This is a genomic window from Sandaracinus amylolyticus, assembly GCF_000737325.1.
In the GTDB taxonomy this organism is placed as follows: domain Bacteria; phylum Myxococcota_A; class Polyangia; order Polyangiales; family Sandaracinaceae; genus Sandaracinus; species Sandaracinus amylolyticus.
The window spans coordinates 4459283-4473234 of sequence record NZ_CP011125.1 but is presented as its reverse complement, the minus strand read 5'-3'; the positions used below and the strand labels follow the sequence as shown (position 1 = coordinate 4473234).

The 13952-nt window shown below is 72.7% G+C and carries 7 protein-coding genes; 3 read left to right on the top strand and 4 right to left on the bottom strand.

Annotation, left to right across the window (positions count from 1 at the left end; translation table 11 throughout):
* The first annotated feature begins 85 nt into the window (after positions 1-85).
* Positions 86-1276 carry a glycosyltransferase gene (locus tag DB32_RS18990; RefSeq protein WP_053233877.1) on the top strand — a complete coding sequence of 397 codons (1191 nt, stop codon included), beginning with the start codon at positions 86-88 and terminating at the stop codon, positions 1274-1276.
* A gap of 240 nt (positions 1277-1516) precedes the next feature.
* Here DB32_RS18990 and DB32_RS18980 read toward each other — a convergent pair whose 3' ends face one another.
* Positions 1517-2341, bottom strand: coding sequence for an alpha/beta fold hydrolase (locus DB32_RS18980; protein ID WP_053233875.1), 825 nt, complete (start codon positions 2339-2341; stop codon positions 1517-1519).
* A 60-nt stretch (positions 2342-2401) separates the two neighbouring features.
* On the opposite strand from DB32_RS18980, the gene DB32_RS18975 reads away from it, so the two are divergent.
* Positions 2402-3298 carry a TroA family protein gene (locus DB32_RS18975; protein WP_053233874.1) on the top strand — a complete coding sequence of 299 codons (897 nt, stop codon included), beginning with the start codon at positions 2402-2404 and terminating at the stop codon, positions 3296-3298.
* A gap of 395 nt (positions 3299-3693) precedes the next feature.
* Here DB32_RS18975 and polA read toward each other — a convergent pair whose 3' ends face one another.
* The 3 genes from polA to DB32_RS18960 form a co-directional block, all read right to left on the bottom strand.
* On the bottom strand, positions 3694-6519 hold the full coding sequence (gene polA, locus DB32_RS18970; protein WP_053233873.1) for a DNA polymerase I: 2826 nt from the start codon (positions 6517-6519) through the stop codon (positions 3694-3696).
* A 172-nt stretch (positions 6520-6691) separates the two neighbouring features.
* Positions 6692-9070: a sulfatase gene (locus tag DB32_RS18965; protein WP_157069171.1), complete on the bottom strand. Its 2379-nt coding sequence runs from the start codon at positions 9068-9070 to the stop codon at positions 6692-6694.
* A 166-nt stretch (positions 9071-9236) separates the two neighbouring features.
* The gene (locus DB32_RS18960) at positions 9237-12575 is read right to left on the bottom strand and encodes a response regulator (RefSeq protein WP_053233871.1); all 3339 of its coding nucleotides are present in this window, start codon (positions 12573-12575) and stop codon (positions 9237-9239) included.
* Positions 12576-12747: 172 nt separating this feature from the next.
* Here DB32_RS18960 and DB32_RS18955 point away from each other — a divergent pair, with 172 nt between their 5' ends.
* Positions 12748-13674 (top strand): hypothetical protein, encoded by a 927-nt coding sequence (locus DB32_RS18955; RefSeq protein ID WP_053233870.1) that lies wholly within the window; start codon positions 12748-12750, stop codon positions 13672-13674.
* Positions 13675-13952: the final 278 nt, after the last annotated feature.

Here is a 13952-nt window from a genome sequence, read left to right as displayed (position 1 = left end):
CGCCACACCGCCCGCTTAGAAGCTTCTTCCGTACTGCACGCGAGCCGTTCGCGCGTGCCCTCCCCGGGGGATCCCGATGGTGGAAATGCTGCCCTGGATCGTGCTCGGTTGCGCGGTGTTCGCGTACGGTTTCTTCGGGCTCGGCGCGATCGCGACGCTGCGGCACACGAGGAGACGCGCGCGCGCGATCGCGAACGATCGACTGCCAGCGGTCTCGCTGCTCAAGCCGCTCAAGGGGATCGAGGAGTCGCTCGAGCAGAACCTCGAGTCGTTCTTCACGCAGGACTACGGCGGGCCGATCGAGATCGTGTTCGCGACCGCCGAGCCCGACGACGACGCGCTCCCGGTCGCGCGTCGCGTGGCGGCGCGGTACCCCGAGATCAGCGTGCGGTTCGTGCTCTCGGATCCCGAGTACGGCCTCAACCCGAAGGTCGCGAACCTCGCGGGCGCGCTGCGCGCGGCGAAGCACGATCTCGTGCTGCAGAGCGACGCGAACGTGCGCGCGCGACCGGACTACCTGCGCCGCGTGGTGAGCGAGCTGATCGAGGAGGACGGCGCGCTGCTCTCGAGCATGGTCGTCGGCGTCGGCGAGCGATCGCCGGGCGCGGCGATGGAGAACCTGCAGCTCTCGGCGATGATCGCGCCGTCGACGTGCTTCGCGCTGCGCTACTTCGGCGTGACGTGCGTGATCGGCAAGTCGATGCTGTTCCGCCGCAGCGTGCTGGACGAGCTCGGTGGGCTCGAGCGCGTGAAGGACGTGCTCGCGGAGGACTACTTGCTCGGGCGCGCGTTCGAGAAGGCGGGCCGCAAGGTGATCCTCTCGACGACCGTCGCGGAGAACGTGAACCACGACGTGACGATCGACCGGTTCATGAGCCGCCACGCGCGATGGCTGAAGATGCGCGCGGTGATCCACCCTCCCGCGTTCGTCGCGGACGTGTTCGCGAACCCGGTGGGCCTGGCGGTGATCGCGACGGTGCTGTCGGGCTTCGACGTGCGCTTCGTGGCGGCGCTGCTCGCGCTGGTGATCGCGAAGGCGAGCACGGACGCGATGCTGCTGCGCCGGACGCGCGGCGAGGCGATGCCGTGGAAGCTGCTGCTCTGCGCGCCGCTGAAGGACGTGCTGCTGCTCGCGATCTGGCCTTATGCGGCGATGTCGCGGTCGATCGAGTGGCGGGGGACGCGACTTCGGCTCGGGTGGCAGACGAAGCTGCGGCCCGATGACGGGGCGTTCGCGGTTCGGATCGCTCGGCGGCTGATCGGCCGCGCGGGGTGAGGTCTCGGCCCGGGCGGGGGGCACGGGGGCCTCGCTAGTCCTCGCGGATCGTCGTCATCGCGGAACGGGCTCGCGCTTCGCGCCTCGCCTCGATGGCGATGGGCTCGCCGCTCGGCCATCGTCGCCGCAGCCGACGTCGCACCGTGCGCGTGCACGTGCTCGTTCCACGTGCTCGTCCACGTGCCACCTGCGCGTGCTCGGTCACGCCGTCACGCGTGCGCGCGGCGCGTGCCGCGACGATCACGCCGTGCGGCGGGCGCCCTGGGGTGCGAGCGTCGCGAGGAAGCCCTCGATCGCTTCGCGGACCGCGTCGGGCTGCTCCCACGCGCTCAGATGGCCCGCGCGCGGGATCTGCACCAGACGCGCGCCGCGGATGCCCGAGACGATGTCCTCGGAGCGCGCGCGTGGGGTCGCGACGTCGTCGGCGCCCACCACCACGAGCGTCGGCGCCTCGATGCGCGGAAGCTGCGGGCGCAGGTCCTCGCGTCCGAGGATCACCGCGTCGACCGCGCGGCGGATCGACTCGCGATCCATCGACGCGACGCCGCGCCGGAACGCGTCGACGATCGGGCGGTTCGCGCGCAGCGAGTACGGCGAGAAGTAGATCGGCTCGAGCCGATCGAGCAGCGGTGGGATCGGGCCGAGCACACGCGAGATCATCGCCATCGCGCGGTACGCCGGGAGCTTCTCCGGGACCTCGCGGTCCGCGTTGCCGTCGATCAGCACGAGCCCCGAGATGCGCTCCGGCGCCCGCAACGCGAGGCGCATGCCGACCATCGCGCCCCACGACAGCCCGCACCACACCGCGCGGCGCACGCCGCACGCGTCCAGCACCGCGAGCGCGGCGTCGACGTTGTCGTCGAGCGTGTACGGCTCGCGCACCCGCGCGCTCCGACCGTGCCCCGGACCGTCGATGTTGATGACGCGATGCGCGCGCGAGAGCTCCTCGGGGATGGAGCTCCACATCGCGCCGCTGCAGAGCACCGAGGGCCAGAGGACGATGGGCGATCCTTCGCCTCGCACGTCGACGTAGAGCCGCCCGCAGCGTCGCGTCTCGACCAGCATCGAGCGAGAGGATAGTCGGAGTCGAGCACGGGACGAGCGAGATCGATCCATCCTCGTGGCGTGACCTCCTCACGCATCGTCTCGCTCCTTCCTGCCGCGACCGAGATCCTGTTCGCGCTCGGCGCCGGCGAGCGCGTCGTCGGGGTCTCGCACGAGTGCGACTTCCCGGAGACGGCGCGATCACTGCCGCGCGTCACGCGCACCTCGATCGATCCGCACGCGTCGTCGTCGGCGATCGACGCGGCGGTGCGGGAGCGCGCGGTCGCGGGGCTCTCGCTCTACGACGTCGACGAGGTGCTGCTGCGCGCGCTCGCGCCCGACGTGATCGTCACCCAGGACGCGTGCGCGGTGTGCGCGATCCCGTCGGCCGAGGTGCACGCCGCGGCGTGTCGGGCGATCGGCCGCGACGTCGCGATCGTCTCGCTCGCGCCGCGCACGCTCGACGACGTGCGAGAGGACGTTCGCCGCGTCGCGACGGCGATCGACGCCGACCCCACCCGCGTGATCGATTCGATGGACGCGCGGCTGCGCGAGGTCGCGAGCGCGCGCGGTGCGACGCGCGGCGTGCTGGTGCTCGAGTGGCTCGAGCCTCCGATGGTGGCCGGGCACTGGACGCCGGAGCTCGTGCGCGTCGCGGGGGGCGCGCCGGTGCTCGCGCACGAGGGCGCGCCGACACGCGCGATCGCGTGGAGCGAGATCCACGCGGCCGCCGACGCGATCGAGGTCGTGCTGCTCGCGCCGTGTGGGTTCCCGATCGCGCAGACCGAGCGCGAGCTCGACGCGGTGAAGGCGAAGCTCGGCCCGCTCGCGGATCGCCCGCTGTGGATCGCGGACGGCAACGCGTACTTCAACCGGCCGGGGCCGCGCATCGTGGAGACCGCTGCGATCGTGTGGAGCGCACTCCATCCCGAGCTGCCGTCGCTGGCTCCGGCGGGGAGCCTGCGTGCAGTGATCTGAGGCTCGCACGCGATCCGCCGCGCCGCGTCGAGAGGCGGACGGTGCCGCGACGTGACGACTCGTGCCAGGACGGGATGCCGCGGCGCGCACCGCGTGCCGTCCTGTGGCAGGACGAGGCTCGGAAGCGCGATCCGGGTGCCGTCCTCCCGCAGGACGAGGTTCGGAAGCGCGATCCGCGTCTCGTCCTCCCACAGGACGAGGTTCGGAAGCGCGATCCGCGTCTCGTCCTCCCACAGGACGAGGCTCGGAAGCGCGATCCACGTCTCGTCCTCTCGCAGGACGACTCGCGGGCGCGAGATCCACGCCTCGTCCTCCCGCAGGACGGCTCGCGGCGCAGCGGATCGCGTCGCGGCGCGCGGCCGAGCGCGCCCCCGCGACCGGCCCGCGGGCGCCGCTCAGTGCGCGGCGCCCCACGTCGTGCCGAAGCCCATCTCGACGACGAGCGGCACCTGCAGCGGGAACGCGGTCTCCATCTTCTCGCGGACCAGCTTCGCGACGGCGTCCTTCTCGTCGGTCGCGACCTCCAGCACGAGCTCGTCGTGCACCGTGAGGATCATCCGGCTGCGCAGCGCGCGCGCGGCGAGCTCGTCGTGGATGCCGATCATCGCGCGCTTGAGGATGTCCGCCGCGCTGCCCTGGATCGGCGTGTTCTTCGCGATGCGCTCCGCCGCGAAGCGCAGCGCGCGGTTGCGGCTGTCGATGTCGGGCACCACGCGCTTGCGGCCGAGCAGCGTGCGCACCGCGCCGGTGGTGCGCGCCTCGTGCACGAGGTCCTGGAGGTACCGCGTGACGCCGGCGTAGCGCACGAAGAACGCGTCGATGTAGCGGCGCGCCTCCGCGCGATCGATGCGCAGGTTGCGCGCCAGCGCGAACTCGGTCTGGCCGTAGATCACCGCGAAGTTCACGGTCTTCGCGCGGCCGCGCATCTCGCGCGTGACTCCCTCGGGCTCCACGCCGAAGAGCGCGGTCGCGGTGCGCACGTGGACGTCGGCGTTCGTCGTGAACGCGTCGACGAGCTCCGCGTCGCCGCTCGCGTGCGCGAGCACGCGCAGCTCGATCTGCGAGTAGTCGGCGCTGAGGATCTCGAAGCCGTCGGCGGCGACGAACGCGTCGCGGATCGCGCGGCCTTCGTCGGTGCGGATCGGGATGTTCTGGAGGTTCGGATCGCTCGAGCTCAGACGGCCGGTCGCCGCGACCGCCTGGTTGAAGCGCGTGTGCACGCGCTGGTCGGCGGGATCGATCTGGCGCGGGAGCGCCTCGAGGTACGTGCCGCGCAGCTTCTGCAGCATGCGCAGCTCGAGGATCGCGTCGGGCAGCGGGTGCATCGGCGCGAGCTCCTCGAGCACCTCGTGGTCGGTGGAGCGCGAGGTCTTGGTGCGCTTGATGACCGGGAGCTTCAGCTCGTCGAAGAGCACGCTCTCGAGCGCGCGCGGCGAGCTCACGTTGAACTCGTGCCCGGCGGCCTCGTGGCAGCGCTTCTCGAGCTCCTTCACGCGCGCCTCGGCGCCGACGTCGAGCTGCGCGAGGTGCGCGGTGTCGATGCGCACGCCGCACTGCTCCATGTCGGCGAGCACGCCCGCGAGCGGCATCTCCATCGAGCGCATCAGCTCGCCGAGCGCCTCTTCGTCGAGCCGCTGTCGCTGGAGCGCCTCGAGGTCGAGGATCAGCGCGGCGCGCGTGGTGCCCGCGGCCATCGCGCGCTCGACCTCGAGCTCGGAGAGGCGCGGCTTCTGTCCGCGCACCTTCGGGAGCATCGACTCGAGCGACGCGAGATCGTCGCCGAGGTCGAGGCGCGCGACCTCCTCGATGCCGTGCGCGTGGCGCTCCGCGTCGAGCAGATAGCTCGCGATCATCGTGTCGAAGTCGTCCTCGCCGATGCGGATGTGCACGCCGCGCCGCGACCAGACGAGGGCCTCGCGCTTGAGATCGTGCGCGCGCTTCGCGAGCTCGCGGTCCTCGAGCACCGGGCGCAGCAGCTCGGTCACCCGATCGAGCGCGAGCTGATCGGGACGGCCGAGATAGACGTGGCCGATCGGCGCGTACGCCGCGCGCGCCTCGACGCTCTCCGCGACCTCGTCGACCTCACGCCACCCGAGCGCGACGCCGACGACCTGGGCGCGCAGCGGATCGTCGCCCTCGATCAGCGTGTGGATCGCGACGCCGCCGCTCGCGCGCGCGGCATCGAGCGCGGCGCGGAGCGCGTCGAGGTCCCCGGCGAGCGCGCTCTTCACCGCGAGGCGCGGCGGCGCAGCGCCCTTGGGCTTGGTGACGATCTCGGCGCGCGCGGCGGGCTTGCTCGGCGCGGTCTCGAGCGCGCCGCGCGGGACCTCGCGGCCGAGCGTGCGCTCGAGCTCGTCCTTCGCGCGGTGCAGCTCGAGATCGGTGAAGAGCTGGCGCAGCTTGGGCACGTCGGCGCCGCCGTAGCGGAGGCGCTCGAGGTCGAGGTCGATCGCGACGTCGTCCTTCAGCGTGACGAGCTGCTGCGAGAGGTACGCCTTGTCCTTGTTGGCGATCAGCTTCTCGCGGATCGACTTCTTGTCGACGGCGTCGACCTGCGCGTAGATGCCGTCGAGCGTCTCGTACTGGCCGAGCAGCTGGACCGCGGTCTTCGGTCCGACGCCGGGCACGCCGGGCACGTTGTCGCTCGAGTCGCCGGTGAGCGAGAGGTAGTCACGCACCTGCTCGGGGCGCACGCCCATCTTCTCGACGGTCTCGTCGGGCCCGTAGACGCGATCGCGCATCGAGTCGAGCATCACGACGCCGTCCTGGATCAGCTGCAGGAGGTCCTTGTCGGCGCTCGCGATGACGACGGTGAGGCCCATCGCGCGCGCCTGCTTCACGACGGTCGCGATGACGTCGTCGGCCTCCATGCCCTCTTCGGCGAGGCACGGGATCTGGTAGGCGTGCGCGATCTCGAGCACGCGATCCGCTTGCTGCTCGAGGTCGGCGGGGCGCTCTTTGCGGGTCGCCTTGTAGTCCGGGTAGATCGCCTTGCGGAACGAGGGCGCGCGCGAGTCGACGGCGACCGCGAAGTACGTCGGGCGTCGCTGCGTGATCAGCTTGTTCATCATCGCGGTGACGCCGTGCACCGCGTGCGTGGGCTCGCCCTTGCTGTTCGAGAGCGGAGGGACGGCGTGGTACGCGCGGAAGACGTACCCCGACAGATCCATCACGTAGAGCGTCTTGGGATCGCCCGGAGGCGGGAGGACCGCAGCGGCCATGAGGCGCGCAGACTAGCTGACGGAATGCGAACGGCCCGCGTGGGCGGGCCGTTCGGGTGACGACGTGATGTCAGTGAAGACAGGAGTGCTCGTCCCGGAGGTTCGGCAAGGGAGCGCGCGGAGCGCGCGGACGGGAGGGACCTCCGGGCGAGCCGATGTTCGGGTCAGCTGATCAGTCGGTCTGGCCGACCGCCGAAGGCGGCGCGGTTCCCTCGGTGCAGCCGTAACCCAGCTCGCGCAGCTGCGCGCAGAGCACGGGATCGATCTCGATCGACTCCGTGCCGAGCTGCGTGCGGGCGCGCTGATCCGCGCTGAGCCAATTCCCGCGATCGATCGCGCCGAGGTACTGGCCGATCAGCACGCGCAGGTAGCGCGCCGCGATCGGGTGGCGGTTCATGTCGAGCTCGCGCTGCTCGCCGGGGTCGCTCTGCAGGTCGAACATCGTCGGGTTGTGGCCGCGGAGGATCAGCTTCCAGCGACCGGCGCGGATCGCGCGGCGATCGTCGAGGAAGTCGCTGAACGCGACCTGGGGGCCCGCCGGGATCTCACCGCGGAGCTCGGGCGTGAGCGCGCGCCCCTCGGCGTTGCGCAGACCCTGGACCTGCGCGAGCTCGAGCACCGTCGGCGAGATCTGCATGGTGCTGACGGTGTGCGCGACGCGCTGCGCGGGGACGACGCCGGGGCGCCAGAAGATCAGCGGGACGTTGATGAGCTCCTGATAGAGGCTGTGGCCGTGGCCCCAGCTGTTGTGCTCGTTGAACTCCTCGCCGTGATCGGAGGTGATGACGAGCAGCGTGTCCTCGCCCACGCCGAGCTGCTGGAGGCGCTCGAGGAAGCGGCCGAGCTCGCGATCGTGGTAGCTGATCTCGCCGTCGTGGAGCGCCTCGAGGCGGCGGCGATCGCTCGCGTCGAACGTGACCTCGGGCGGGTTGCGCTTCGCGCGCTCGAGCAGCTCGCCCGTCATGCGGGGGCGCACCTGGCCCGCGTAGTCCGTACGCGAGTCGTACATCGAGAGGAACTCGGCCGGCGGGTCGTAGGGGACGTGCGGATCGATCGTCTGGATGTAGACGAAGAAGCGCTCGTCCTTGTGCTGCTCGATGAAGTCACCCGCCTCGCGGAAGACGTCCTCGGCCTCGGTGCTGCGGTTGTCGCGGATGTAGTTGACGTAGTGGTCCCAGCCCTGGCGGAACCCGAAGCGATCCGAGACGTAGCCGTTCGCGAGGAACGAGCCGGTCGCGAAGCCCGCGCCGTCGAACACCTCGCTGACGAGCTCGGCGCTGTCGGGGACGCGCGCGGCGTCGGTCTTCGCGCCGTGGGTCGAAGGCGTGAGGCCGGTGAGCACCGACGCGACGCTCGGCTTCGTCCAGTTCTCCTGCGACTGCGCCGCCTCGAAGACGGTGCCCTCCTGCGCGATGCGCTCGAGGACCGGCGTGCGCACGCGCGACTGCGGGTTGAACGGGCGCAGCTTGCTCGCGCGCAGCGTGTCGATGAGGAGCACGACGACGTTGCGCACCGGGCGGAGCTCCGCGACCTGCGGGGGCGCCACCATGATGCCGGGGACCGACCACGCGACGCGGCCGCCCTCGCCCGTGCCCTCGGCGATGAGCTCGAGGCGCACGACCTGGCCCGCGAAGCGCGTGAGGTCGACGTTCTGATCGTCCCAGCGGTTGCCCACGGCGGCCGAGTAGACCTCGGCGGCCTCGCCGCCCTCGGGCTGCACGACGATGCGCGCGCGCGCGCCGGCGACCGTGCCCTCGCCGCCGACGCCGAGCACGAGGCGACCGCCCTGCGGGACCTCGAGGTGATACGTGACGGTGGTGGGGGCGCGCACCGCGATCGCGCGGCGCTCGGTGCCGCCGACGTCGATCTGCGCGACGAGCGCCGCGAGATCGGGCGCGAGGAAGCGCTCGCCCTCGGTGGGCGTGCCGGGGATGAAGCGGATCGAGCTGACCGCGACCGAGACGTTCTCGTCGCCGACGCGCGTGGTGCCGCCGAAGCGGAGGAGCAGCGCGTTCTCGCCCGCGCGGATCATGTCGGCGGGGATCGCGATGTCGTAGTCGCGGAACTCGGCGCCCTCGGCGAGCTGGATGCCCTCGGGGAGCGAGCGGTTGTTGACGAAGACCTGGAGGCGCCGCGAGCCGATCGGGCGCATGCGGACGCGCATCGTCACCGGGCCGGCCTGGCGCATCGAGAAGTACACGCGCGACGCGTCGGTCGCGTGGGTGAACGTCTCGTCGCCGTCGGCGCCGTCCGAGCCCCAGCCGGTGCGCCAGTGGCCGATCGTGTACTTCATGCGCGCCGGCGTGCCGAAGTCGACGTAGAGGCCGTGGTGGTCGACGTCGGCGAGGTGCGCGATGTCGAGCAGGTCCTGCTGCATGCGCAGCGAGGCCGCGGCGGCCGGGGCGGCGCCCTGGGGGCCCGCGGCGGCGGCGGTGTCACTCTCGGCGCTGCCCTCCGTGCTCGCCTCGGAGCTCGGTCCACATCCGACGAGACCGGCGATCCCCGTGCTGATCGCGATCGCGAGCAGGCAGAACAGCTTCGTGCGCGACATCATCCCTCCGGCGCCCGCCTTCGGGACGTCGGAGCGCGCCGGCAGCCGGAGCCGGGCGCTGCACCGGCGTTCCCTGTGAGCGCGTGCAGTGGCCCCGCGGATAGCACGGGCCGTGATCGAGCGTCAAACAAAGGGCGAACGGCCCGGGTCTCTCGCGCGATTCCGGTCAGGGCGCGGCGACGCGGCGGGTGCGGCCCGGGGCGACGTGCACGAAGCGGAACGACGAGCCGTCGCCGCGGAGGAACGTGATCTCGTGGACGCCTTCGGGGAGCGCGAGGGCGACCGGGTCGGCGCCGACCGAGAGCTCGCGGTCGCCGATGCGCACACGCAGGGGCGCGCCGCCTTCGAGCGGAGTGACGAGGACGACGCCCTGGTCGGGCGTCGCCTCGACGCCGAGCGCGGGGTCGATGCCCGCGAGATCTTCGCCGTAACTGCGAACCTGGGTCGCAGGAGTGGCGGGCTCCGGCGCGGTGGAATCGGGCGTGGTGGGCTCCGCTGCCGTGGGCTCCCGGGTGGGCGCGGACGCGGTCGCCGGCGCGACCGGGGTTGCTTCGGGCGGGGCCTCGGCGTCCGCGTCGGCGGACGTCTCGGGCGTGGAGTCGGCGACGGGGCCGGCGATCAGGTTCCGGTAGGCGACGAACCCCGCGAAGGCGAGCACCGCGAGCAGGATGGCCCAGCCGAACCACCCCATGCCGCCGCTCTCGGACGGCGCAGCCGCGGCCGCGGGGGCAGGCTTCTTCACGGGCGTGCTGGGCGGCGGCATCAGCGGGGCCGGCGGCTTGGGCTCCGCCGCCGGCGGCGGCTCGGGCGGAGGCTCGGGGGCAGCGGTCGCGGCCGGGCGCTCCGGCTCGGGCTCGGGCTCCGGAAGGCTCGCGGAGAGCGCCTCGAGCGACGTCTCCTCCTGCTTCTTGCGCGCGAACGGGTCGATCTCCGGCGCGTCCAGCTCGAGCATCCCGGCGCTCGGCTTCGGAGGCTCGCTCGCCATGCGATGCGCCTCGGCGACGATCTCGCCGGTGGTCTCTTCGCTCGAGAGCCAGCTCAGCTCGGGGCCGCTGCTCTCGTCCTCGACCATCGCCGCGGCGACGTCGGGCGGCGCGGAGGGCAACGAAGGCGGCGCGAGCGTCGACGCGCCCTCGCCCGGGACCAGGCTCGGCGTGCGCATCGGCAGCTCGATCTCGCCGCGCGCCGCTCCGGCGGCCGCGATGCGGTCCTCGCCGTCGGGGCCGCGCACCGCGAGGATCGCGCCCTGACGCGCGAGATCGAGCATCGCCGACTCGAGCTCGTGCGGCGCGACGCTGCCCTCGGTCAGGAGCGCGCGCGGACCGCCCGGGCCGCGGAGCTTCGCGACCATCGCGCGCAGCGCGTCGGGGGACGCGCGCAGCAGCGACGCGAGCACGTCGTCGTCGAGCTCCACGTGCGCGGCGAGCGCGAGGCCCTTGCCCGAGACCGCGTCGACGAGCGCGCCGATCGCAGCCGCGCCCTTGCGGAGCACGGCGTCGAGCGGCTCCTTGATGCTCGCGCGGACCGGGCCCTCCGCGTCGGCGATCGCGAAGCGACCGGCGGTCGCGCCGAGCAGCGGCACGAGCACGCGCGGCCCACGGCTGAACGATCCGTCGCTGGCGGTGCGCGTGAGATCGACGAGGTTGCCGGCGCGCAGATCGATCTCGAAGAGGTTCCACGCGTCGCGGACGGTGATGCGCGCGTCCGGGCGATGCTGCGCCGCGGTCTGGATCAGCGGGAGGATGCCGATGCGCTCGAGGCGTCCGCGCACGTCGCCTCCGGCGCGGAGCTGCGCCTCCAGGCGGGCGCGGGGACGCAGAACGTCGCGAACGCACTCGAGGATCTGCTGCGCGCCGGATTCCTTGCGCAGATAGCCGCTCGCGCCGGACTGCAGCTCGCGCATGCGCTGGAGGAAGTCCTCCTTCCACGAGAGCAGGATGACGGGCACGTCGGCGAGCGCGGGATCGCGCTTGAGCTCGCGGGTGAGCGCGAAGCCGTCGAGGCGCGGCATGAGGATGTCGCTGACGACGAGGTCGGGGCGGCGACGTCGCGCGATGTCGAGGGCCTCCGCGCCGTCGCTGGCCTCGTCGACGACGACGCCTTCCTCGCGGAGCAGGCCGGCGAAGAACCAGACGACGGCGGGATCGTCGTCGACGACGATCGCGTGGCGGTCGCGGAGGCTCACCGGCGCGGACTTCGGCTCCGGCGTGTCCTCCTCGTCGACGAGCGCGAGGAACGCGGGGCCACCGGGCGCGCGGTCGTCTCGGAAGTGGAGGCGTCCTCCACTCCGCTGAGCGAGGTGCGCGCGGACGCGGCCGATCGCGGACCAGGCGGCGGCGAGGACTTCGGCGCCGTCGCCGAGCGGTACGCGGAGATCGCGGCCGCGATCGGCGCTCTCGACGAGGCCGCGCTTGACCTCGTCGGCGATGCGGGAGGCGACCTCTTCGATCGTGTGCTCGCCGGCGAGGCCGGCGACGCCGCGCCCGCCTTCGCCGGTGAGGCGTGCGAGCGTGGTCTCGAGCGCGGTCGCGTCGAAGGGCTTGAGGAGGACCTCGTCGGCGCCGCGCTCGCGCAAGGCGATCGGGTCGACGGTCGCGCTGGCGGGCGCGAGCGCGATGACGGGCACGAAGTCGGTGAGGGGATCGTCGCGGAGACGGCGGACGAGGTCGACGCCGGTGCGAGAGAGGACGGTGTGATCGACGAGCACCGCGTCGGGCGCGCTCGAGCGGGCGAGGCGGAGCGCCTCTTCGGGGTCGGCGGCCCCGAGGACCTCGAAGCGCTCGGCCGGGAGCACCGCGCGCGCCCTCGCCTGCCACTCGGCGGCGTCGACGACGAGGATGCTGAGGACGTTCTGGACGGCACGCGCCGGCGGGGGCGCCGGGACCGCGACCGGGGGCGGCGGCGACGAGCGCGGGGTGATGAGGATGGGGGTCGGAGACTCAACGTCGGTCGCCGTGGGAAGGCCGCGCAGGGTCGTCGCGCGCTCGCGGAGGGGGCGCGGGCGCTCGCTCTCGCGCGCGGGCGGCGCCTCGCTGTCGGAGGGCGGCGGCTGGGTGGCCGCGCCGGCGAGCTCGAGCGTGTTGCGGCGCGGTGCGGGGGCGCGCGGCACGCGGGGTGCCGCCGGGATCTCGACGTCGGCGGGCTCTTCGTCGCCGTGGACATCGGGGGTGGGCTCGGCCTGACCGAGGAGCGGGAGCGTCGCGGCGAGGGACGCGAGCGCGTCGAGATCGGCGCCCTCGAGGGCGCGCTTCTCGTCGCGCGCGCGATCGAGACGGGCGATCGCGTCCTTGAGCGCGTTGGTGAGCGGCGCGATCTGGAAGACCTGCGCAGAGGCGTAGAGCGCGTGGAGACGACGGCGGAGCTCCTCGCGAGGACGCTCCTCGGCAGGCGTCGCCGCGAGCAGCGCGATCGAGCCGCGCAGCTCGCCGGCCTTGCGCGGAAGACCGTCGACGAACCGTGCGCGGGCAACGCCCAGCGGCGTCGGACGAGAGCTCTCGGAACCCATGAGGCGCGCATCCTAGCAGTAGGTCGATCGATGCCGCGATCCGGAGCGTGCCTGGGGGGTTGCCGGTGGCGGGGTCGTCAGGGGTCGGCCGTCAGGCCGCCGACCCACGTTGCGTTTCTCTCGCGAATCCGTCAGCAACCCACCGGCACGCCGCGTGCGCTCCGGCTGTTCCGTGACCCAGCCTCGTCTCATCGAGCCCGGCGCCGTGTACCTCATCACGCGGCGCGTGCTGCACCGCTATCACTTGTTCGCGCCCGACCCGCGGATGAACCGCATCTTCCTCTACACGCTCGCGGTCGCAGCGGCTCGCGCTGGCGTGCTCGTCCATTCGGCCGTGCTGATGAGCACGCACGAGCACCTCGTCGTGTCGGATCCCGAGGGTCGGTTGCCCGAGTTCCTCCACTACCTCCATCGACACGTGGCGCTCGCCACGAAGGTCCTGCGGCGCTGGGATGGCGCCGTCTGGGACCACGAGCCGACGAACGTCGTCGAGCTTAGAACGCCAGCAGCAGTCGCCGAGAAGATCGCGTATGCGATGGCGAATCCGGTCGCCGCAGCGCTCGTGAGGCGCGCCCACGAGTGGCCGGGCGTCACGACGCGACCGCAGGATCTCGGGCGCGCTGCGTGGCGCATCGACCGACCGTCGGAGTACTTCACGCGCGACGACGAGAGGTGGCCCCCGAACGTCGTCCTGCGCCTCGAGATGCCACGCGCGGCGCACGAGCTCGGCATGAGCGACGACGAGTTCCGAGCCGTCGTCTCGCAGGAGCTCGAGGCGCAGGAGGCGACGGCGCGCTCCGAGGTCGGCGAGCGCGGCGGCGCGTTTCTCGGCGCAGATCGATGCGCGAAGCTCTCTCCGTTCCGACGCGCGCGTTCGGAGGAGCCAGCGCGCTCACTCGTGCCGACGTTCGCGACGGGACGCGGCAACCGCGACGCCCTCATCGCGGCCGCGGAGCGCGTTCGCGCGTTCCGGCTCGCGTACCGACATGCGTTCGAGTCGTGGCGCCGGGGACGCAGGGACGTGCCATTCCCAGCGGGAACTTGGTTGCTGCGGCGCCAACACGGCGCGCTCGTCGCGCCGACGCGCTCGGCGGCCTGATTCTCTCGCCTGCGCTCATGCCGGCGGTGCACGCGTCCGCGTCGCGCCGCCTCGCTCTATTGCGCGCACGTGGTTCGCGGTCGCGGCACTGTCTCCGCGAAGCGGCGTGTGTTGCCGTCGCACCGCACTTCTTGCGTGCGAGCAACGGGAGCCGAGCTGCGCAACGCGCGACGGCCTGCACGCAAGCTGCGAGCGGCCGCGAGCGCGCAGAACGAACGTGGGTCAGTCCCGATCGCACGACTTCGGCCGCCTCCCAGCGGCCCCCCGGGCCGCGTCGC

What these genes read in the sequence shown, in the direction of transcription:
- DB32_RS18990 (WP_053233877.1), top strand. Translation starts at nt 86, where the DNA reads ATGCTGCCCTGGATCGTGCTCGGTTGCGCGGTGTTCGCGTACGGTTTC.
- DB32_RS18980 (WP_053233875.1), bottom strand. Translation starts at nt 2,341, where the DNA reads ATGCTGGTCGAGACGCGACGCTGCGGGCGGCTCTACGTCGACGTGCGA.
- polA (WP_053233873.1), bottom strand. Translation starts at nt 6,519, where the DNA reads ATGGCCGCTGCGGTCCTCCCGCCTCCGGGCGATCCCAAGACGCTCTAC.
- DB32_RS18965 (WP_157069171.1), bottom strand. Translation starts at nt 9,070, where the DNA reads ATGTCGCGCACGAAGCTGTTCTGCCTGCTCGCGATCGCGATCAGCACG.
- DB32_RS18960 (WP_053233871.1), bottom strand. Translation starts at nt 12,575, where the DNA reads ATGGGTTCCGAGAGCTCTCGTCCGACGCCGCTGGGCGTTGCCCGCGCA.